This is a genomic window from Campylobacter sp. 19-13652, assembly GCF_019702925.1.
Classification (GTDB): Bacteria; Campylobacterota; Campylobacteria; order Campylobacterales; family Campylobacteraceae; genus Campylobacter_A.
Genome location: NZ_AP024713.1, coordinates 1,787,313 through 1,807,731, shown reverse-complemented (window position 1 = coordinate 1,807,731; position 20,419 = coordinate 1,787,313). Strand labels below are relative to the sequence as shown.

The following is a 20,419-nucleotide window of genomic DNA, read 5'->3' as shown; positions in this document are numbered from 1 at the left end:
AGTATGGCACGTATTGCAGGTGTAGATTTACCAAATAAAAAAAGAATAGAGTATGGCTTAACATACATCTACGGAATCGGTCTGTATAAGTCACGCCAAATCCTTGACGCTGTAGGTATCTCATACGACAAGCGCGTGAATGAGCTAAGTGAAGATGAGGCAGCTGCTATCCGTAAAGAAATTCAAGAGCATCACGTAGTTGAGGGTGATTTGCGTAAGCAAGTTGCTATGGATATTAAGGCTCTTATGGATTTGGGTAGCTACAGAGGTTTGCGCCATAGAAAAGGCTTGCCAGTACGCGGACAAAAAACAAAGACAAACGCTAGAACTAGAAAAGGTAAGCGTAAAACTGTCGGTGCGGCTAGTAAATAAAGGATAGAAAATGGCAAAAAGAAAAGTAACTAAGAAGAAAATTGTTAAAAAAAATATAGCCAAAGGTATCGTTTATATTAGTGCGACATTTAACAACACTATGATTACCGTTACTGATGAAATGGGAAATGCGATAGCTTGGAGCAGTGCTGGTGGGCTTGGATTTAAGGGTAGCAAAAAATCTACTCCATATGCAGCTCAACAAGCAGTAGAAGATGCTCTAAATAAAGCAAAAGAGCATGGCATAAAAGAGGTTGGCATTAAAGTACAAGGTCCAGGCAGTGGCCGTGAAACGGCTGTAAAAAGTGTAGGTGCAGTTGAAGGCATAAGAGTAACATTTTTAAAAGATATTACTCCATTACCACATAATGGCTGCCGCCCACCAAAACGCCGCCGCGTCTAATGAATGATAGAGAAATTAGGAGAATAATATGGCTAGATATACAGGACCTGTTGAAAAATTAGAAAGACGTCTTGGCGTATCTCTTGCGCTTAAGGGCGAAAGAAGACTTGCTGGAAAATCTGCGCTAGATAAAAGACCATATGCGCCAGGTCAGCACGGACAAAGAAGAGCAAAAATAAGTGAATACGGACTTCAGTTACGAGAGAAGCAAAAAGCTAAATTTATGTATGGTGTTAGCGAGAAGCAATTCCGCCGTCTTTTCCAAGAGGCAGCTCGTCGCGATGGCAACACTGGTGCCTTGCTAATTCAGCTTTTAGAGCAAAGACTTGATAACGTAGTTTATAGAATGGGCTTTGCGACAACTCGCCGTTTTGCTCGTCAGCTAGTTACTCACGGACACATTCTAGTAGATGGTAAGCGTGTTGATATACCGTCATATAGAGTAGCTCCGGGACAAAAGATAGAAGTAGCTGAAAAATCTAAAAATAACCCACAAATAGTTCGCGCTATTGATTTAACTGCACAAACAGGCATAGTTGGCTGGGTTGATGTCGAAAAAGATAAGAAATTCGGAATTTTTACTAGAAATCCAGAAAGAGAAGAGGTTATCATTCCTATCGAGGAAAGATTTATAGTTGAGCTTTACTCAAAATAATAGAAGGTATAATGATGAGAAAGATTACTACATCAGCTTATATGCCGACTGATATTGAGGTTGAAAAAATAAGCGAAACCGTTGCTAAGATTACAGCTTACCCGTTTGAAACGGGCTATGCTGTAACGCTAGCTCATCCACTTCGTCGCCTACTTTATACTAGCACACTAGGCTATGCGCCAACAGGTGTAAAGATAGAGGGTGTAAGTCATGAATTTGATAGCATGCGCGGTATGCTTGAGGATGTTGCGCTTTTTATTATAAATTTAAAAAATATCCGCTTTAAGCTAAAAAATGACTCAAATAAAGAGATTATTGAGTATAGTTTTAAGGGACCTAAAGAGATAACTGGAGAGGATTTAAACAACGATATAGTTGAAGTTGTAAATCCAGGTGCCTACCTAGCCACGATAAATGAAGATGCTGAATTAAAATTTAACATCATAATTCAAAAAGGTATAGGTTATGTTCCTAGCGAAGACTTAAGAGATGATATAGAGAACGATTATATAGCACTTGATGCTTTCTTTACGCCAGTTAAAAAAGCGGTATACGACATACAAAACGTGCTAGTTGAGGATAATCCAGACTATGAAAAGATTGTCTTTACTATTACAACAGACGGACAAGTGGGTGCCATAGAAGCATTTAAACATAGTCTTGAGGCCATGTATCAGCAGATGTCTGTATTTAAGGGTGTGCTTGATATAGATGTAAATACTCCATCTCCATCTTCGTCAAATGAGCATTCAAAGTTGCTAGCTAGCGTTGAGGATTTAAATTTAAGTGCAAGAAGCTTTAACTGTCTTGATAAGGCTGGAGTTAAATTCATAGGTGAGCTTGCCTTGATGGATGAAAACGAGCTAAAAGATTTAAAAAATCTTGGTAAAAAATCTCTTGATGAGATAAAAGCTGTTATGGAAGAGATAGGCTATCCAGTTGGTGGCGACGCTTTAAAAGACAGCAAAGAACAGCTAAAGAAAAAGATAGCTGATCTAAAAAACACAAATGAGTGAAGGATATTAAATGAGACACGGACACGGATATAGAAAACTAGGCAGAACCTCATCTCATCGTGCCGCGTTGCTTAAAAACCTAGCAATAGCGATTATAAAAAGCGAAAAGATAGAGACTACTTTGCCAAAAGCAAAAGAGCTACGAAGCTACGTAGAAAAGCTTATCACAAGGGCTAGAAAAGGCGATAGCAATGCTCATAGAGCGGTATTTGCTAGCATTCAAGATAAAGCTAGTACAAATAGATTAGTTACCGAAGTAGCTCCAAAATATGTAGGTAGAAATGGTGGGTATACTAGAATAGTAAAAACCCGTCTTCGCCGTGGCGATGCTGCTCAAATGGCTACAATAGAGCTAGTATCAGCTGAATAAATTTAAAAACCGCTCTAAAATGGGGCGGTTTAACCTCCTTTTAACTGCACAAAATATACAAAAATGCAAGAGTTAGACCTAAATATTTGCGGCATCGATGAGGCTGGCAGAGGTGCTTTAGCAGGACCTTTGGTGGTGGCTGGTTGCGTTTTGCTAGATGATATAGAATGGATTGACGACTCCAAAAAACTCTCTGCTAAAAAAAGAGAGGCTTTAGAAAATCAGATAAAAGCACATTCAAAATATCTCATTATATATTTTTCAAATCAAGATATAGATAGCTTTGGAATTTCAAGATGTATGAGGCTTGCACTAAGTGCTTTTAAAAGCTATTTTAGGGATTATGATTTGGTCTTTGATGGCAAGGCAGACTATGCAAGCGGAATAAGGACTATCATACAAGCCGACGGTAAGATAAAGCAAGTCGCAGCTGCTAGCATACTGGCTAAGGTGACTAGAGATAGATTGATGATTTTGTATGATAAAATTTATCCTCAGTATGATTATGCCAAACACAAAGGATACGGTACAAAGGAGCATATATCTTTGATAAAACAGCACGGTTATGGCGAGCTAGGGCGTAAGAGTTTTGTTATAAAGTGCGAGGATTTGGGACTTTTTAGTTGATTTATGATATAATTAGACAAAATCAAATAGGTCAGGGTTATGCAAAAGAAATTTGACATCTCTTTAACCAAGCTTATATTTTATATATCTGTGGTTATGTCTTTTGTTTTTGTTGTTGTTATCCAGACTTTTATTTTCTTTTATGATTATACTGCTTTTAAAGAGCGACTCGGTCTTATAGAGAGGCAAAATATACAAAATGAGGAGTCGATTTTACGTGCAGGTATAAATGAAGCCTATGCTGCGATACTAGCTAGATACAAAAGTTCAAATGATAGTTTTAATCATGAAATAGAGGAAGCCCTCATAAAAGCCCGTCAGCAGCTTTTAATTTCGGTGCGCTATCTAAATGCCAAAGAGCATATAGAAAATATGCACAAAGACATAATAAAACAAATTTTAAAGCTTAAAAACTCAAGCTCATATCATATCTACGACATGACTGGTGATGCTTTATTAAACCCGCTTTTGCATCTGCCTTTATTAAGCGAAGACTACCTTAGTCGATTATCTAGCGGTAAAATATCTTTTTTAAATTTAAAAGATGAGACCAATAAGCAAATTAGAGTGGCGTTTATAGAGGTGCGCGAGCTAGGTATTATTATAGGCTACTCTTTGGATATGGAAAAATTTGAAAATGAGTTTTTATCATCGCTTAGGGATTTTGTAAAAGAGCAATCAAGAGATCAAAGTAGGTATATATTTGTTGTTGATAAAAATAGGCAAAAGTACCTTTATTCAAATTTTATAGACTTTGATGATACTGTTGCATTTAACAAGTATCCAAAGGAGGCTCAGGAAGCTTTTTGGAAGATAAAAAATCTAGTAACTATGAAAAAAGACAATGGTGGTATTTTAAGATATGACTGGGTTAAAGATGATGGTAGTGTAGTCAAAAAGATAGCTTATGTTAAAGATCTTGGGGTATTTGGAATAGTCATAGGTAAGGGTGCGTATTTAGACAGTATCGATATAGCCATCAGCACGGAGCAAAATTTAATAAAAGATCAATTTATTTTTAGAAGCATTACCTCGGCTATATATTTTATAGCAGTTTTGCTCATCGCTCTGTTTTTTAGTGTTTATATCAAAAAACGCCTTGATAGAGCATTTGCGTTTTTAAAAAAATCATTTAAAAAAGCGAGTCATACAAATAGTCTAATACCTAGCGACAAGCTTGACTTTAAGGAGCTTCAGCGTCTAGGAGAGGATATAAATGTCATACTAAAAGAGCGTCAAAAAGAGGAAGAAAATAGAAAAATCAATACATTTTTGCTCGAGCAGTATAAAAATGCCATAGATGAATCAGCCATAGTAACCAAAACCGACGCAAGGGGTGTGATAACATTCGTTAATGATGAATTCTGCGAGCTTAGTGGCTACTCTAGAGACGAGCTTATAGGGCGCTCTCATGGTATCATACGCCACCCAGATGTCCCTGATGACTTTTTCTCGCAGATGTGGCAGACCATAACTAAAAAGCGCGTTTGGCAAGGCACTATCAAAAATATAGACAAAAACGGTAGAGCCTTTTATGTAAAAGCCTTTATCATACCGATATTAGGTATAGATGGTGAGATAGAGGAATATATCACGATACGTCATGATATAACAGACCTAATCGAGCAAGAACGCCGTATCCAAAGCCATCTGCAAGATCCTCTCACTGGCTTGCCAAATAGGCAATCTTTAATAGATGACATATCAAAAAGCGAGACGCGCTGCACTATGGCAAGCTTTGATGTACGCCGCTTTAAGGAGATAAATGAGTATTACGGCTTTGATATGGGTGATGCTGTCATAGTTCAGATAGGGCGGATTATAGAGCGTATGTTTATGGGTACTGGGCTTGTGCTTTATAAGCTAAATAGCGATCAATTTGCCATATTAGCGCATGATAAGGAGTATACACCTCATAAGCTTTGCGAGTTTTGTGAGAGGATTATAGAGCATTTTAGGCTACATCCACTCGTGATAAATGAGAATAAATTTGATGTGGATTTAGTATTTGGTATTTCTAGTGAGCCAAGCTATTTTATCACCTCTGAAATGGCAAAAGACTATGCTAAGCTTAGCCGAGCTTCGACTGTGATTTTTGATGATAATAAAGACCTACTAATAGGCAATGTCCGCCTCACGCACAGCTTAAAAAAGGCGATTGAGGAGGATAGGATAGTCGTCTATCGTCAAGCCATTGTAGATAATAAAAGTAAAAAGCCGGCCAAGTACGAGTGTCTCATGCGTATGATTGATGAGGACGGCAAAATCGTCTCTCCATACCACTTCTTAAATCTAGCTAAACGCTCGGGGCAGTATCATAAACTAACCGAAATCGTCATCGAAAAGGCGTTTCAATTTTTCTCTAAAAATAGCGATGAGTTTAGTGTAAATCTTGCGATAGATGATATAGTTTCTGGTAAGATTAGGGATTTTTTGCGTCGCAAATTTAAAGAGTACGAGGGTATTGCATCGCGCTTGACACTTGAGATAGTTGAGGATGAGGGAATACAAAACTTTAAAGAGGTAGTTGAGTTTATCGATGAGATGCATAGTTATGGTTGTAGCATTGCAGTAGATGATTTTGGTACGGGGTATTCAAATTTTGAGTACTTAATGCGCCTAAAAGCGGACTTTGTCAAGATTGATGGTTCAATGATAAAAAATATAGACCAGTCCGAGGATAGTCGCCGTGTGGTTGGGCTTATGGTAAGCTTTGCTAAGCAGCTAAATATAAAAACCATAGCGGAGTTTGTCCATTCAGAGCAGGTTTCAGATATTGTCGCTAGCATGGGTATAGACGAGCTTCAGGGCTATTACTACGATGAACCAAAGTCGCTTGAGTAGTTTTTAGGCTTTGGGGTTTAAATTTATCTTCTGTTTTAGCTTTTTTGCCTTGTATAATCTAGGCTTAGCCTATCTCATTTTTATTTTATGATAAGCCAAATGTGGGCTTTTTGCTATGCGGATTTTTACAAAATGTATGTAGGCTCGCCAATTACGCAAAATTTTAATATGATCAGCCGCCCATTATTTATGCTGTAGTCGATATATTCTTTCAGTTATTTGCTACATAAAAATGTACGTAAGCCACAAAGTGGGATTAGCAAGGCAACTATCCTTTTTGCACCATTAAGCAAAAGCAAAGTTTCTATCAAAACAAAACGTATGCAGTCGGCATAGCCGTAAAACAAGGCAGAGTCGCAGTTTTAAAGAAGTCATATTTTACTAAAGGCTCCTTTTCTACTTTACCTTGTGGCGCAAATTCACTCAATCCATAAAAGCCTGGCAAAACTGGGCATAGGCAAGCATATTGCCTATGATACAATCCGCAAAAATAAATTTTATACCGAGCTTTGCGAAGCGCTAAAACACACCTACGCTATATAGCAATAGCGGCAATACCTTAGACTACTAGCGCAAATTAGTGATGTCAGACTTGGTCTATGGTTTATTTACATTTTTTCACTAAAGCGGTTTTTATGGCGTTTGCTTTTAAATTTATGCCAAGTTTTATAAGTCTAAATATTTTAAAGCTGGGCAGGAAATAATTATGTCTAGACTATTTATAATGAGAGTGGATAAAAATTATAGTTATTGCAGTAAAGTACCAATATAATAGGGATTTGTGCGCAATACTACTGCCGTTTTAAACGTAGTAAAATTTAAATAAAAAATCCCTATAATCCCAAAATGTCCGTTTTTATCCTAAATATGTTCCAAAAGCTTTTAAATTTATGCGGTTTTAAAAGTATAAAGCCCAAATAAACAGCTTTTAATAACATTTTAAAAATGTCATTTAATAATAATCATAAAGTAGGCGCAAAGCCCAGCCGTTGCGCCTCTATGCAGGTCGCACCATTAGCTTTCTTGCGTTGCCATTATTATTTTATGCAGGTAGTGTGGCTTTAGTACCTCGTTGATTAGCGCCTTTGCGTAGGTGGCGTAGCTTATGTAGCTCTCGCCCTTGCTGTTTAGCTTAAGCGCGCCTGAAGCATCTATCTCATACTCGCCGAGCCTACCTTCTAGGTCAAACTCCGCAGCAGGTAAAAATAGGCTCCATCTACTCGCAGTATCCTTTGTGATGGCCTTTGCTCTTTGCAGGTGCGCACTGGCTAAAGGCCTATACTCAGCTGGAAAATCAGCCGTATCTACCAGGTACTCATCTCCCACCATAGACGAGCCAGCACCACCGACAAATACGACTCTCGCGCCACTTTTTCGCACTGCTTCTAGCACCACTTCGCCCTCACGAACGAACTCATCTACATTATCCCACACGCCGTAGGCATCTATGACTGCATCAAAGCCCACCAAATCATCGCTCGTAAGCTCTAAATTGTCCTTTATTACGACGTTTGCGCGCGCATCGCCTTCGAATTTTCTCCTTACAAATGCGCTCACGCTATGTCCAGCTTCAAGCGCTTCTTTGACTATCATCTTTCCAGCGTTTCCATTTGCTGCTAGTACTGCTATTTTCATTTTTATCCTTTTAAATTTGGTTTTGCGAAATTATAGCTTTTTTACTTTCTTTTGTAAAGTAATTACTAAAAAGTAAGTAGATAGTGAAAAAGTCAAAATTATGATAAAATAGCGCTTTTATAAATTTATATTTTTAAATTTAAAGGACAAATAGTGAAAAATTTAGACAAACAGAGCCTACCGCCTTGCAATGTAGAGCTAGCTCTTAGTGTATTGTCAAATAAATGGGTGGTGCTGATTTTAGAGCGTCTTTCTCATGGCACTCTCCGCTTTAAAGATCTTTTTGCTTCACTTAATGGCGTATCATCAAAAATGCTAAGCCAACAGCTGTCATTTATGCAGCAAATGTGGCTTATAAACCGCAAAGCCTACCCTGTCATACCGCCAAAGGTGGAGTACTCGCTCACGCCGCTTGGAGAGAGTCTAAAGCCAGTTTTAGACGTGCTTGAGCAGTGGGGGCAGATGTATAGAGACGAGCTTTTATCATAGTACGCAGGGCACTCTAAGCCCAAAAATGGCTTTGATTGTGCTTTTGTTATCGCAAATTTAAACCGCTTTGCAGTCTTGCTTGACATCGGTAGCTTTTGGTTTTGCTGAGATTGTGGGGGGGGGCTTTAGAGCTTTGCAAAGCTTGGCGTAAATCTAGTGGAGTATTGGCAGGCAAAGTCTGGCTTTATGGCCTGTATCGCAAGCTATAGGCCTACTTGAGTTTTACTTTGGCTGGGCTTTAAGCGACTGCGACTGCGTTTTTGCTGACTATATTTTAATCGCCCATGCTAGCCATTGATGTGTGGTTTTCTGGTTTGGCTGGGCTAATTAGACTTTAGCTTAGCCCGCTGTCCTGCTGATAGGGCGTGCATATACGCAGACAAAATCCTAAATAATGGTACCGCTAAGGGGGCTTTTGGAATTTAAAGCTAGCAAAGGCGCATGCTAGTGAGATTTTCTTGGGTTAAGAGTGTGTAAATTTATTATGTAAATAAGGTGTTAAAAACTATCCAGCTAGGCTTAGCTAGCTGGATAAAAGCAAAATTACTTCGCTTCAGGATGGACTTCGTCGATGTACCACTTAACAGAGCCTAGCCCCTCTTTTTTCGCCCACTCATAAGCAGCTGATACAAACTCCCAGTTTATCCCGTCCCAGAATTTTTCAAGATAGCTTGGGCGTGCGTTGCGATAATCAACGTAATAAGCGTGCTCCCACACGTCAGTTACAAGAAGTGGCACCTTGTCCTCAGTTACTGGTGTGGCGGCGTTTGAAGTCTGCACGATTTCTAGCTTGCCGTTTGCTGGGTTATAGACTAGCCACGCCCAGCCAGAGCCAAATAGCGTAGTAGCTGCGGCTAAAAACTCAGCTTTAAAGTCCTTAAACTCAGCCTTTAGCGCAGCCTCAAGCTCGGCAGACATTGCGCTTTTTTTAGCGATGCAGTCCCAGTAAAAGTCGTGGTTATACACCTGAGCGGCGTTGTTATACACGCCAGCCTTTGCGCCCACTAGCATATCGTATAGTCCCTTGCCAGCCCACTCGCCCTCGGCAGTTAGGTTGTTTAGGTTATTTACATATGTGGCGTGGTGCTTGCCGTGGTGATAATCACAGGTCTCTTTGCTTACGACGGCGTTTGCGGCAGCGTCAAATGGAAGCTCACGTAGTTTAAACATTTTTTATCCTTTAAGAAAAATTTAAATTTTAAATATTATACTACCCTTTTTTAACTTAATTCTTAATAAGAGTGATATTGTCCTTTAGAATTTTAAGACTAGATGAGTTTAGTTTCAAATTTACACATAAATGAAATTTTTTGTAACTATGTGTAACATAAAATAGGTCAAAATTTCTATTTTTATTCTATAATAATCAAAGCCATACAACGTATTATGGTTAAAGGCGCTTTTTATTAGGGGTTATTGGCGTCATTGCTTTACTTATAAATGAGTCTGGGCTTTAAGCCCAGATTACTTTGGGCAAAGCTGATTATTAGGCTCTTGTGATAGCGTAAATCCTGCGATAAGGTGCGCAGTTTTGGTGATTATCTTAGGCTTTATTACAACAAAAGCTGTTTGAGTTAAAAAATAAATAAATTTAAAGGAGTTAAAATGAAACTACTTGCTACTATTTTAAGCTGTGCGCTTGCAGTTGGCGCATTTGCAGCTGATAAGGTATATAATATCAAATTCCCCCACGTGGTCGCGTCTAGCACGCCAAAAGGCAAGGCGGCGGACTTTTTTGCAAAAAGAGTTGAGGAGCTAAGCAATGGGCGCATAAAGGTGCAGGTTTTCCCATCGGCTCAACTAATGGGCGATGATAGGGTCTTTGCTGCACTTAAGCTAAATAACGTGCAAATGGCAGCGCCAAGTCTGGCTAAATTTACCCCTATCGTGCCGCAATTTCAGCTATTTGATCTGCCGTTTATCTTTCGTGATTTAGCTCACGTCAGAGCAGTAGCAGATGGCGAGCCAGGTGAGATTTTAAAAGGGCTTGTTGAGAAAAAGGGCTTTGTCGCGCTTGATTACTGGGACGCAGGGCTAAAGGACTTTAGCTCTAGTACCACACCTATTATAACCCCAGAGGACGCAAAGGGACATAAATACCGCATTCAAAGCTCAAAGGTGCTTGAAGCCCAAATCAAAGCAGTCGGCGGCAATCCGCAGATACTGCCATTTTCTGAAGTGTATTCGGCTCTTCAGCAAGGCGTAGTCGATGCGACGGAAAATCCGCTTTCAAATTTTTACAACTCCAAATTCTACGAAGTGCAAAGCTCGCTAACGCTTTCAAACCACGGCTATCTGGGCTATTTAGTCATAATTAGCGATAAGTTTTGGAAAAAGCTACCAGATGAGTTAAAAGAGAATGTAAAACAGGCGATAAAAGAAGCCACCCAGCTAGAAAGACAAGAAACAGATAAGGAAAACAGTGCTATACTTGCCGCCCTAAAAGACTACGCCGACAAGACTGGCAAGCTTAAAATTTATGAGCTAAATGAAGCACAGCGCAAGGCTTGGGAGGACGTTATGAGCGGAATTTACCCAGAGTTTTATGGTGTGATTGGCGAGGATTTAATCAAAAAGACAAAGGACGCAAAGTAAGTGTTTAAATTTTTTCAGATTTTAGACTTAGGCATAGCGGCGGTGAATAAAAACATCGCCGTTATCGGTATCGCAGCAGGCACTCTGCTTGCATTTATTAATGTAGTGCTACGCTACTGCTTTAACAGCGGCTTTAGCTGGGCAGGCGAAGCGACGAATTACCTATTCATCTGGTCGGCATTTTTCGGTGCGGCGTATGGGTTTAACCGCGGCATACACGTAAGCGTAACCATACTCATAGAAAAATTCACCCCCCTAATCGCAAAGACTTGCTTTATCTTTTCTAGCGTGGTTTCGACTGCGTTTTTACTGTTTTTGGCGTATTATGGCTTTGAGTATCTACTCGTGCTTCACGAGCTTGAATTTATGAGTGTGGATTTGGGTGTGCCGCAGTGGGTGCCTATGCTCGTGCTGCCTATCGCCTTTTTCTTAGCGGCTTATAGAAGTGGCGAAAAGATAATCCAAGTAGCCAAAACTCCAGCCAAAACCATAGGCAAGGCCGAAGTCGAAGAGCTAGTAAGCGAAGCGGTGCAAAGGGATTAGCGATGACGATAGCATTTTTATTTATCTCACTTTTTGTGCTTATGCTTGTGGGTGTGCCTGTGGCTGTTAGCCTTGGCGCTAGCACGCTGCTTACTATCATTTTCTTTACCGACATTGACGTTACTAGCGTGCCGCAGATCATTTTTGACGGGATTAATCACTTCTCGCTAATGGCGATACCTATGTTTATTTTGGCTGGGAATTTGCTAAGCAAGGGCGGCTCGGCGGCTCGTATAATTGATTTTGCACGTGCGATGGTGGGGCATTTGCCAGGGGGCTTGCCTATGAGTGCGATATTTGCGTGCATTATCTTTGCAGCCGTTAGTGGCAGCTCGCCAGCGACCGTTGTGGCGATTGGCTCTGTTATGTTTGCGGCTATTAAGCAGGCAAACTACCCGCCTAGCTACGCCGTGGGTGCGATAACGACAGCAGGAAGCCTAGGCATACTCATACCGCCTTCAGTTGTGATGATTGTTTATGGCGTTACGGCTGAGGTTAGCATAGGCAAGCTCTTTATGGCGGGCGTCATCCCAGGGCTAATGCTAGGCTCTATGATGCTGCTACAGACCTACGTGGGCGCTAGACGCCTTGGCTTTAAAGCCAGCACGCCAGCTAGCTGGGGCGAGCGTGGGCGGACATTTTTACGCTCGTTTTGGGCTCTCTTAATCATTGTCGTGGTTATTGGCGGAATTTATGGTGGCATATTTACCCCAACAGAAGCCGCAGCCGCTAGTGCGATATATGCGCTATTTATCTCGCTTTTTGTCTATAAGGACATTAAAGTGCGAGACCTTTATGCTATCTGCCTTGACTCAGCTCTTACCACGGCTATGATATTTTTCATCATCGCAAACGCCGTTGTGTTTGCCTACTTGCTTACGAGCGAGCAGATTCCGCAGCAGATTTCGTCGTTTTTACTAGACCTTGACATCGGCAAAATCGGCTTTTTAATCTGCGTAAATATCCTGCTTTTTATAATGGGGCAGTTTATGGAGCCAAGCAGTGTGATAATGATAATGGTGCCACTGCTGCTGCCGATAGCTACGAGCCTAGGCGTAGATCCGATACACTTTGGTATCATTATGATGGTAAATATGGAAATAGGTATGGTTACGCCGCCTGTTGGGCTAAATTTATTCGTCGCTAGCGGGCTAACTGGCATCGAGCTTAAAAAGATAATCTTTTACACCCTGCCGTGGGCGGTAACTCTAGGCATAGGACTAATCCTAATCACCTACGTCCCAGAGATCTCACTCTGGCTACCTAGCCTGATGTATGGGGGCTAAGCCCCCACTGCTAGCACCTGCTGGCTCACGCTTGGGGGCGGATTGCCCCTAGGTGGTTAGCTTTAACTCTATCTTTTGTGGGTTAATTTTGTTTTCATAGTGCTATTTTGCTATGTTTTGTAGTGATTAAATTTAAAAGCTCTGTTTTAAAAAAGTATTTCTCCTTAGTAGACACTAAAGCAAGCACAGCACCCCTAATTCGTGCTAGTGGCTTTTGGCATTACCGCCCTTGTTATACAAGGTTGGCACGATTTTTAGCACTTCATAAAAACTCAGCGCAAAAATCTGTGAAGGGCCCTTAAGTCCGTAGGACTTAGGACGACGACTACTTTTTGCGGCTCGTATCGCTTTGCGATATACTCGCCAACATCCAGTTCCGCTTCGCTAGCTTAGAAACTTCGCTTCGCTCGTTTTCTAAAGAAGCTTTGCTTTCGCTTTATCCACGCACAGCAAGCAGTTGCCCTGCTAAGCCACTCATATACGCACTACTGGTTTACCAAAACCAAATTAAGCTTTAAAAAATACTTTTTAAAACAGAGCCAATTTAAAGTTAGCTATTTTTGGTTGGTTGGCTTTAGAGATGTTTAGTTGGGTTTTGACTGACTATGCCGACTTTTTTGCAGTGTTTATTTTATAAATTTGATAGCTTTATCCCCTCCCCATATTTGGCTTTATAGCGGTATTAAAAGCTAGCTTGCTTTTTTAAAGCCCAGTTTTTATTCTAGGTTCGTCTTAGTGTTATCTCATTATTTACTCGTTTTTTTAAAAGCTTTTTAAATTTTTATCATTGAAGTATTACGCTAAATTTTACTTTTTGTTTAATTTTATTATAAATTTAAATTTAGTTAAAATCGATTTTGAATTTACTACTATTTCAAACAAATGGTAGGAAAAAGGAGAATAGATGAAGCTAATAAGCGCGATTTTTCAGCCATTTAAGCTAGACGCCGTGCGAGAGGCACTCATGAAGCTTGGAGTACGGAGTATTACGGTTAGCGAGGTTAAGGGCTTTGGTAGGCAAAAGGGACATACTGAAAATTATCGTGGCAGTGAGTATGAGGTCGATTTTGTGCCAAAGATAAAGGTAGAAATAGCCGTGGCTGATGGTGCTGTTGATGAGGTTGTGCGCACTATTTTAAGTGCTGCGTATACAGGGGAGGTCGGAGACGGCAAGATATTTATCACGCCGCTTGATGAGGTTGTGCGTATACGTACGGTTGAGCGAGGTGAGGAGGCACTTTAGGCTTTAAATTTATGCCCGAAGCTATCGCTATTTGGTGGTAAATTTGCTTAAGCAATGAAGCTTAATTTTACGTTTTGGTCTGTTTGGCAATCTAGGCATAGCAACGTTGCGTGATGGGTGGGCTAGGTTTAGTTGGATTAGGTGTTTTTGTTATTATGACTGGCTTTAATTTTAAAATGCTTTGTAGCTACGATTTATGAGTAGCTGAGTTAAATTTAAATACTAAGGCAAATGTTAGTAAAATTCAGCGAGGTTTTGGATTTTTAAAGCCTTGATTAACCATCTCAAGCAGGCTAAATTTAAGCCCTTTGGGTAACTGCACCAAATCAAACTAGTATAAATCAACCCATGTTAAATGCCGTATTTTTGGCTATTTTGGCGTAAAAATCATGACAAAGGAGCAAAAATGTCCATTAAACCAACCATAATCCTGCCCTGCGTTTTTAAGTGCAGGAGATACGGCGTGGGTGATGTTTAGCGCTATTTTTGTGCTTTTTATGACTATCCCTGGGCTTGCGCTCTTTTACGCTGGCATGGTAAGAAAGAAAATATCCTCTTTACAATGGTGCAAAGCTTTGCTGTTTGCTGCCTCGTGTGCGTGATATGGTTTGTGTGCGGCTATAGTCTAGCTTTTACGCTTGCAAATGGCTTTATAGGCGGCTTTGATAGGCTGTTTTTATCAGGGCTTGGGGTCTTTAGCGCAGACGCTACTCTTAGTATTTATCCAGGGCTAAGACTATCCTAGAGGCGGTTTTTATGCTCTTTTAGATGGCATTTGGCATAATTACAGGCGCTATTATCACTGGATCTTTTGCAGAGAGGATTAAATTTTCCGTTGCGCTTGTGTTTGTTGGGTTTTGGACACTTTTGGTCTATGTGCCTACGGCTCACTGGCTCTGGGCTGAGGGCGGCTGGCTGGCTGAGGATGGAGTGCTTGATTATGCTGGCGGTACGGTTATACACATAAATGCTGGTATGGCTGGGCTTGTGGCAGCGCTATTTGTGGGCAAGCGTCTAGGCTACGGCAGGGATATGATGGCGCCTTTTAACCTGACGCTCACGCTTGTTGGCTGTGCGCTGCTTTGGGTGGGGTGGTTTGGTTTTAACGCAGGCTCTGCACTAGAGGCTAGCGGACGGGCTACTTTAGCGCTCGCTACGACTCAGATTTCAGCGAGTGTGGGTGCGCTTGTGTGGCTTTTGTGTGAAATTTTTAGCAGGCAAAAGCCCTCAGCCTTGGGGCTTGCGTCAGGTGTGGTGGCTGGACTTGTGGGTATAACCCCAGTAGCTGGCTTTATAGAGCCTCAAAGTGCAGTTTTTATAGGTGCGATTACTAGCGTTATTTGCTACTTTGCGGTAACAAAGCTAAAATACCGCCTAGGCTATGATGACTCGCTTGATGCGTTTGGAATTCATGCTGTAGGTGGGATAGCTGGTGCTGTGCTGACTGGGATTTTTGTAAGCCCTATAGTAGCTGGCGAGATAGTGGGCGATATAGTTTGGGTGCAGGTAGAAAGCGTGCTAATTACCGTTATTTATAGCGGAGTGGTCTCAGCGGCGATTCTTTGGGTGATGTCGCGTTTTATGAGCCTTAGAGTGGGCGCTGATGAAGAACGCCAGGGGCTTGATCTAGTCTGCCACGGCGAGAGAATAGAGTAGGCGTTTTGGCTTAGATTTAAGCAAAAAATACTAAAATTACGGATTAAATTTATCAAGGATAAAGCGTGAAACCACTTATTTTCCCAGTCTTAGCCATAGCTTTTGCCCTTGGGGCTTATAATTTTCCCAGTGTCTTTACCCCTCCAGCGCAATTTGTTACGCCTATTATTAAGTATACCTTAATAATCATTATGCTTAGCATGGGGCTTAGCCTTAGTACTAGGGATTTTTGTGAGCTTTTTATGCAGAAAAAGGGCGCACTAGTCCTTGGAGCGGTGCTTCAATTTAGCGTTATGCCATTTCTTGCGTGGATTATTTCGCTATTTCTTGGGCTAGATGATGCTCTTACAATAGGCATGATGCTAGTGGGGACTACAGCTGGCGGGACTGCATCAAACGTGATGACATATCTAGCTAAGGGTGATTTAAGTTTAAGCGTTAGCATGACGCTTCTTTCCACGCTTCTTAGCGTTGTTATGATGCCACTTTTGACGCTTCTTTACATAGGAGAGAGCATCCGTGTGGACGCAATAGGAATGCTAAAAAGCCTAGCCGAAATTACCCTAGCCCCCATAATCATAGGCGTACTTGTAAATACCCTAGCGCCATCTTTTGTAAAGCGCATTGAGTTTATCCTGCCTGTAATCTCAATGGTTGGCATAATCTCATTAATCGCCATAATAATTGCTCTAAACGCTAGTAAAATAGCCTCAAGCGCGGCAGTTGTATTTGTAGCCGTTATCGCTCACAACGGGCTCGGGTTAGCGTCTGGCTATTTCATCGCACGCGCCTTTGGCTTTAGCTCTCGCATAGCTAGAACTATCGCTATTGAAGTAGGCATGCAAAACTCAGGGCTAGCCATAAGCCTAGCAAAGCTTCACTTTGCTTCTTATTCGCTAGCGGCGATTCCAGGGGCGATTTTTAGCATTTGGCACAATATTTCAGGGGCTATTTTTGCAGCCTTTATCTCTCGCAAGGAGCGCTAAAAGGCTATGGGTGCGGTTAAATTTTATAGAATTTTTAGCGCGGCGTTAAAGGATTTTTTAACTCCGAAGTTCCTATTTTTAGCCACAGCTCCGCTGCTTTTTAGTGGGCTTTTTATAGCCTTGCTTGTGATATTTGGTGGGGTTAGTGTGTTTGGGTTTTTTGATACGCTTAGTGAGGGTGGTATCGATGGCGATGGTGCGCTTGCGTGGGTGTTGCAGTTTGCGATTATAAAGTGGCTAGTAAGCTCTATTGTTGTAGTTTTGGGAGCTTACGCTCTGCCTATTTTTAGCATTCTTATGGCTCTTTTTGTTACCTCTTTTTTAACTCCAGTTGTGGCAAAAGAGATAAATGCGCGCCATTATGGCTACACGCTACAACCCAGCATTAGCACATCTCGTAGTATTTGGCTTAGCATGGTTTGTACTTTTAAATTTATACTTTTATTACTTATTTGTTTGCCACTTTTGCTTGTACCAGTTATTGGCTGGATAGCTTTTAATATCCCATTTTTTTATCTTTATTACAAGCTTATGCTTATTGATGTGGCCTCATCGTGCTTAAATGAGACGGATTTTAACACCCAGTATAACGACAGTAAAGACACGCCATTTATCACGAGTGCTTTGGTGTTTTATCTGCTTTGTCTTATACCTTTTGTAGCACTTTTTGCTCAGCTATTTTTCGTGATTTTTTTATCACATTTGCTTTTTATGCGCAAAAAGCAAATCGGTTTTGCAAATTTATAAACTTACGAAAGAGTATATTCGCCCCTTTTAGTGCTAGTGGGCTTATACCATTTTGGCTTATTAGTCTATCAAAAAGCGCCAAAACCTTGCTAAAAATCATCTTTTGATGTTCTGCACATTTTGATACTGGTAGCATTGATTTTATCTTTACAGCTAGCTCTTTTGTCATGCTTTCGCTTGCGTCTAGGTGCGCTATTTTTAAAAACTCATCTATGCTTACTGCTACCCTAAGCAGCCCTAGCTCTACTTCAGTAATGTCTGCGCTTTTTAGGCTAAGCCTATCATACTCAAAGCCATATCCATAGTAGCTTGATAGAGTATGCTTTTGTGCTTGTAGTGATACTAGATTTTGCGTATTACACTTAGAAAAAGTTTGCATTTATTCTCTCCTTAGAATTTATTGCCAGGACTATATCGGCAGTTTTTACGTTTTTTTTAGCCCCTAGGGTGTAAAATTTGCAAAAAAGGCTTATTTATGTGCTGTTTTGGTGTGCGTGTTTTTGCGCTGATATTTTCGACACTTCTTAGTTTTATTCTGCATAGAATTTATCCAAATATCCCAGTAATTGGGTATTATCTACTTTTAGTTTCAACCATATCATTTTTTATATTTTGGCTTTTTGTACGTGGGGCATTGCCTGCTTTTGTAAAGCCAGCTGCGGTGCATTATTTTAGTGCGATAGGAGGGGTGTTTGGCGCTTTGCTTGCTTTGGGGTTTAGCGGTAGGCTAGGGTGTGATAAATTTAGCATTATAGAGTATTCTATAGCGTTTTTTTGGCTGTTTATGGCGATTTTTGTGCTTTTAAAATTTAATTTTTTAACGCAGTTTTTTGGAGTGCTTTTAAATGCTTCCTGATAAGATTTCAAAATTCATAAGCTCGCGTCATTTACTCGGATTTTGCTGCGTTGATGATGATGGGCTGCCTTATGCGGCAAGTTGCTTTTACGCTTTTTGTCCAGAACATAGCATGCTTTATATAGCAAGTGATGAAAATAGCACACATATAAAGCAGGCACTAAATCAAGGCATCGTGGCTGGGACAATTGCGCTTGATACCTTAGTCGTGGGACGTATACAGGGCGTGCAGTTTAGAGCGCACATAAGGCGAGCTAGCAGTGATGAGTGCTATTTTAAGCGATTTGCCTACGCTAGGGCTATGTCGCCTATGCTTTGGCAGCTTGAGCTTTTTTGGGTTAAATTTACCTCAAATACCCTAGGATTTGGCAAAAAAATAATATGGCAGCATAATGAAGCTATAAAGTATATTTAGATAAAATAAAGCTTTTTAAAGCATGGGGAGGACGCAGTGAAAAGCGACATAGAAATAGCAAGCGAAGCAGAGATTTTAGACATATCCAAAATAGCCCAAAAGCTAGGTATTAGCGAGTATGAACCATACGGTAAATTTAAAGCAAAGCTAAAGCCTCTAAGCCCAAAAAAAGGTTCAAAGCTAATCTTAGTAAGCGCAACCAGCCCAACCCCTTATGGCGAGGGCAAGACGACTACTTCAGTGGGGCTAGCTGATGGCATAGCTAGGCTTGATAAAAGTGTCTGCTTAGCGCTGCGTGAGCCAAGCCTTGGGCCAGTGTTTGGCATAAAAGGCGGAGCGGCAGGGGGCGGATGCGCTCAGCTTGTGCCTATGGTGGATTTAAATTTACACTTTACTGGTGATTTTGCAGCGATTGCAGCGGCGAATAATTTAATCGCGGCAATGGTTGATAATAGCATTTTTAGCGGCAACCCCCTAAATATCGACCCAGACCGCGTCCTTTGGAAGCGCGCCATAGACATGAATGACCGTGCGCTACGCAGTATAGGGCTAGAGTGTGCAAAAGGGCAAAAAAGAGAGGCTGGCTTTGTCATTACCGCAGCGAGCGAGATTATGGCGATACTTTGCCTTTGCGATAGCGTTGCTGATTTAAAAGCACGCATTTGTAGGGCTATCGTGGCTTATACCTACGAAGGCAGACCTGTAAGCGTGGGAGATATAGGCTGTACTGATGCGGCGGTAATTTTGTTGCTTGATGCGATTAAGCCAAATTTAATCCAGTCCCTAGAGCGCACCCCAGCCATAGTTCACGGTGGACCATTTGCTAATATTGCGCACGGCTGCAACTCCCTAATAGCCACTCGCACAGCACTTGGGCTTGCTGATTATGTTGTCACTGAGGCTGGGTTTGGCTCTGATTTGGGGCTTGAGAAATTTATCGATATAAAATGCGTAGAGGGCGGACTAAAGCCAGATGCGGTAGTGCTGGTAACGACAATTCGCTCGATTAAATTTAATAGCGCTCTAAGTGATGATGAGGTGCTAAAAGATCCGCTTTTAGCGCTTAAAAAAGGCAGTGAAAATTTAATAGCCCATATAGAAAATATCCGTGCTTTTGGGCTAAACCCAGTCGTATCTTTGAATAAATTTAGCTCTGATACAGACGATGAGATAGAATTTATTAAAAATCTTTGTGAGGATTTGGGCGCTAGGTTTGCTGTGTGCGAGGCGTTTACAAAAGGCTCTGCTGGGGCAGTGGAGCTTGCTAGAGAGGTTTTAAAAGCTTGCGAAAGTCCAAGCGAGTTAAAGCCTTGCTATGACGCAAACGATAGCGTGCGTGATAAAATTTTAAAAATAGCCACTAGGGTTTATGGTGCAAGCGATGTGGAGTATAGCGAGCAAGCCCTTAGGGCGTTAGAAAGTATCGAAAATCTCGGTTTTGATGGGCTTAGAGTGTGCGTTGCAAAGACGCAGTATTCGCTTAGCGATGACGCAAAGGCGCTTGGCAGACCGCACGATTTTAAGCTTTTTGTAAGAGATCTGCAAATCCGTGCTGGGGCTGGCTTTATAGTCGCAATTTGTGGAGCGATGATGCTTTTGCCAGGGCTTTCAAAGCACCCAGCTGCGCTTGATATGAGAGTGGATGATAGCGGACATATTAGCGGACTTGCGTAAAGGAGTG

Annotated in this window: 22 protein-coding genes; 19 read left to right on the top strand and 3 right to left on the bottom strand. The window is 41.2% G+C overall.

The window, feature by feature from the left end:
- Positions 1-3: 3 nt before the first annotated feature.
- The 7 genes from rpsM to LBC_RS08710 all read left to right on the top strand — a co-directional run bounded on the left by rpsM (position 4) and on the right by LBC_RS08710 (position 6,287).
- Positions 4-372 carry a 30S ribosomal protein S13 gene (gene rpsM / locus LBC_RS08740; RefSeq protein ID WP_221254049.1) on the top strand — a complete coding sequence of 123 codons (369 nt, stop codon included), beginning with the start codon at positions 4-6 and terminating at the stop codon, positions 370-372.
- Between the two features lie 10 nt (positions 373-382).
- Entirely contained in the window at positions 383-775 is a 393-nt protein-coding gene (rpsK, locus tag LBC_RS08735; protein ID WP_221254048.1) for a 30S ribosomal protein S11, read from the top strand.
- Positions 776-803: 28 nt separating this feature from the next.
- Positions 804-1,430, top strand: a complete 627-nt coding sequence (rpsD, locus tag LBC_RS08730; protein ID WP_221254047.1) for a 30S ribosomal protein S4 — start codon at positions 804-806, stop codon at positions 1,428-1,430.
- A gap of 14 nt (positions 1,431-1,444) precedes the next feature.
- Positions 1,445-2,446, top strand: coding sequence for a DNA-directed RNA polymerase subunit alpha (locus tag LBC_RS08725; RefSeq protein WP_221254046.1), 1,002 nt, complete (start codon positions 1,445-1,447; stop codon positions 2,444-2,446).
- Positions 2,447-2,456: 10 nt separating this feature from the next.
- Positions 2,457-2,816, top strand: coding sequence for a 50S ribosomal protein L17 (gene rplQ / locus LBC_RS08720; protein WP_221254045.1), 360 nt, complete (start codon positions 2,457-2,459; stop codon positions 2,814-2,816).
- A 63-nt stretch (positions 2,817-2,879) separates the two neighbouring features.
- Positions 2,880-3,443, top strand: coding sequence for a ribonuclease HII (locus LBC_RS08715; protein ID WP_221254044.1), 564 nt, complete (start codon positions 2,880-2,882; stop codon positions 3,441-3,443).
- Between the two features lie 39 nt (positions 3,444-3,482).
- The gene (locus tag LBC_RS08710; protein ID WP_221254043.1) at positions 3,483-6,287 is read left to right on the top strand and encodes an EAL domain-containing protein; all 2,805 of its coding nucleotides are present in this window, start codon (positions 3,483-3,485) and stop codon (positions 6,285-6,287) included.
- Between the two features lie 1,014 nt (positions 6,288-7,301).
- On the opposite strand, the gene LBC_RS08705 is transcribed toward LBC_RS08710, so the two are convergent.
- Positions 7,302-7,922 (bottom strand): NAD(P)-dependent oxidoreductase, encoded by a 621-nt coding sequence (locus LBC_RS08705; protein WP_221254042.1) that lies wholly within the window; start codon positions 7,920-7,922, stop codon positions 7,302-7,304.
- A 153-nt stretch (positions 7,923-8,075) separates the two neighbouring features.
- Here LBC_RS08705 and LBC_RS08700 point away from each other — a divergent pair, with 153 nt between their 5' ends.
- Positions 8,076-8,411, top strand: a complete 336-nt coding sequence (locus LBC_RS08700) for a helix-turn-helix domain-containing protein (protein WP_221254041.1) — start codon at positions 8,076-8,078, stop codon at positions 8,409-8,411.
- Between the two features lie 543 nt (positions 8,412-8,954).
- On the opposite strand, the gene LBC_RS08695 is transcribed toward LBC_RS08700, so the two are convergent.
- Entirely contained in the window at positions 8,955-9,581 is a 627-nt protein-coding gene (locus LBC_RS08695; RefSeq protein WP_221254040.1) for a superoxide dismutase, read from the bottom strand.
- 435 nt (positions 9,582-10,016) lie between these two features.
- On the opposite strand from LBC_RS08695, the gene LBC_RS08690 reads away from it, so the two are divergent.
- The 8 genes from LBC_RS08690 to LBC_RS08655 all read left to right on the top strand — a co-directional run bounded on the left by LBC_RS08690 (position 10,017) and on the right by LBC_RS08655 (position 17,467).
- Entirely contained in the window at positions 10,017-11,006 is a 990-nt protein-coding gene (locus LBC_RS08690; protein WP_221254039.1) for a DctP family TRAP transporter solute-binding subunit, read from the top strand.
- Entirely contained in the window at positions 11,007-11,549 is a 543-nt protein-coding gene (locus LBC_RS08685) for a TRAP transporter small permease (RefSeq protein WP_221254038.1), read from the top strand. It abuts the gene before it with no gap.
- A gap of 2 nt (positions 11,550-11,551) precedes the next feature.
- On the top strand, positions 11,552-12,835 hold the full coding sequence (locus LBC_RS08680; RefSeq protein ID WP_221254037.1) for a TRAP transporter large permease: 1,284 nt from the start codon (positions 11,552-11,554) through the stop codon (positions 12,833-12,835).
- 904 nt (positions 12,836-13,739) lie between these two features.
- Positions 13,740-14,078, top strand: coding sequence for a P-II family nitrogen regulator (locus LBC_RS08675; RefSeq protein ID WP_221254036.1), 339 nt, complete (start codon positions 13,740-13,742; stop codon positions 14,076-14,078).
- 550 nt (positions 14,079-14,628) lie between these two features.
- A complete protein-coding gene (locus LBC_RS08670; protein WP_260173478.1) occupies positions 14,629-14,823 on the top strand; it encodes a hypothetical protein in 195 nt (64 codons plus the stop codon).
- A 23-nt stretch (positions 14,824-14,846) separates the two neighbouring features.
- Positions 14,847-15,734, top strand: coding sequence for an ammonium transporter (locus tag LBC_RS08665; RefSeq protein WP_221254034.1), 888 nt, complete (start codon positions 14,847-14,849; stop codon positions 15,732-15,734).
- A gap of 65 nt (positions 15,735-15,799) precedes the next feature.
- A complete protein-coding gene (locus LBC_RS08660; protein ID WP_221254033.1) occupies positions 15,800-16,720 on the top strand; it encodes a bile acid:sodium symporter family protein in 921 nt (306 codons plus the stop codon).
- Positions 16,721-16,726: 6 nt separating this feature from the next.
- Positions 16,727-17,467 (top strand): EI24 domain-containing protein, encoded by a 741-nt coding sequence (locus LBC_RS08655; RefSeq protein WP_221254032.1) that lies wholly within the window; start codon positions 16,727-16,729, stop codon positions 17,465-17,467.
- Here the strand turns inward: LBC_RS08655 and LBC_RS08650 are convergent.
- Complete coding sequence (locus LBC_RS08650) at positions 17,430-17,846, bottom strand: hypothetical protein (protein WP_221254031.1); 417 nt, start codon at positions 17,844-17,846, stop codon at positions 17,430-17,432. The genes LBC_RS08655 and LBC_RS08650 overlap by 38 nt on opposite strands.
- 96 nt (positions 17,847-17,942) lie before the next feature.
- Between LBC_RS08650 and LBC_RS08645 the strand changes: the two genes are divergently transcribed.
- The 3 genes from LBC_RS08645 to LBC_RS08635 are packed head-to-tail and all read left to right on the top strand — an operon-like array spanning position 17,943 to position 20,412.
- Entirely contained in the window at positions 17,943-18,323 is a 381-nt protein-coding gene (locus tag LBC_RS08645) for an L-arabinose ABC transporter (protein WP_221254030.1), read from the top strand.
- On the top strand, positions 18,313-18,738 hold the full coding sequence (locus tag LBC_RS08640) for a hypothetical protein (RefSeq protein ID WP_221254029.1): 426 nt from the start codon (positions 18,313-18,315) through the stop codon (positions 18,736-18,738). The genes LBC_RS08645 and LBC_RS08640 overlap by 11 nt, the downstream gene beginning before the upstream one ends.
- Positions 18,739-18,774: 36 nt before the next feature.
- Positions 18,775-20,412, top strand: coding sequence for a formate--tetrahydrofolate ligase (locus LBC_RS08635; protein WP_221254028.1), 1,638 nt, complete (start codon positions 18,775-18,777; stop codon positions 20,410-20,412).
- Positions 20,413-20,419 lie beyond the last annotated feature (7 nt).

Bases quoted from the DNA above. Each gene is read 5' to 3' on its own strand.
- LBC_RS08645 (WP_221254030.1), top strand. From the start codon at position 17,943: ATGTGCTGTTTTGGTGTGCGTGTTTTTGCGCTGATATTTTCGACACTT.
- LBC_RS08655 (WP_221254032.1), top strand. From the start codon at position 16,727: ATGGGTGCGGTTAAATTTTATAGAATTTTTAGCGCGGCGTTAAAGGAT.
- LBC_RS08680 (WP_221254037.1), top strand. From the start codon at position 11,552: ATGACGATAGCATTTTTATTTATCTCACTTTTTGTGCTTATGCTTGTG.
- LBC_RS08690 (WP_221254039.1), top strand. From the start codon at position 10,017: ATGAAACTACTTGCTACTATTTTAAGCTGTGCGCTTGCAGTTGGCGCA.
- LBC_RS08710 (WP_221254043.1), top strand. From the start codon at position 3,483: ATGCAAAAGAAATTTGACATCTCTTTAACCAAGCTTATATTTTATATA.
- rpsD (WP_221254047.1), top strand. From the start codon at position 804: ATGGCTAGATATACAGGACCTGTTGAAAAATTAGAAAGACGTCTTGGC.
- LBC_RS08650 (WP_221254031.1), bottom strand. From the start codon at position 17,846: ATGCAAACTTTTTCTAAGTGTAATACGCAAAATCTAGTATCACTACAA.
- LBC_RS08675 (WP_221254036.1), top strand. From the start codon at position 13,740: ATGAAGCTAATAAGCGCGATTTTTCAGCCATTTAAGCTAGACGCCGTG.
- LBC_RS08665 (WP_221254034.1), top strand. From the start codon at position 14,847: ATGGCATTTGGCATAATTACAGGCGCTATTATCACTGGATCTTTTGCA.
- rplQ (WP_221254045.1), top strand. From the start codon at position 2,457: ATGAGACACGGACACGGATATAGAAAACTAGGCAGAACCTCATCTCAT.
- LBC_RS08640 (WP_221254029.1), top strand. From the start codon at position 18,313: ATGCTTCCTGATAAGATTTCAAAATTCATAAGCTCGCGTCATTTACTC.
- LBC_RS08715 (WP_221254044.1), top strand. From the start codon at position 2,880: ATGCAAGAGTTAGACCTAAATATTTGCGGCATCGATGAGGCTGGCAGA.
- rpsM (WP_221254049.1), top strand. From the start codon at position 4: ATGGCACGTATTGCAGGTGTAGATTTACCAAATAAAAAAAGAATAGAG.
- LBC_RS08695 (WP_221254040.1), bottom strand. From the start codon at position 9,581: ATGTTTAAACTACGTGAGCTTCCATTTGACGCTGCCGCAAACGCCGTC.
- rpsK (WP_221254048.1), top strand. From the start codon at position 383: ATGGCAAAAAGAAAAGTAACTAAGAAGAAAATTGTTAAAAAAAATATA.
- LBC_RS08705 (WP_221254042.1), bottom strand. From the start codon at position 7,922: ATGAAAATAGCAGTACTAGCAGCAAATGGAAACGCTGGAAAGATGATA.
- LBC_RS08725 (WP_221254046.1), top strand. From the start codon at position 1,445: ATGAGAAAGATTACTACATCAGCTTATATGCCGACTGATATTGAGGTT.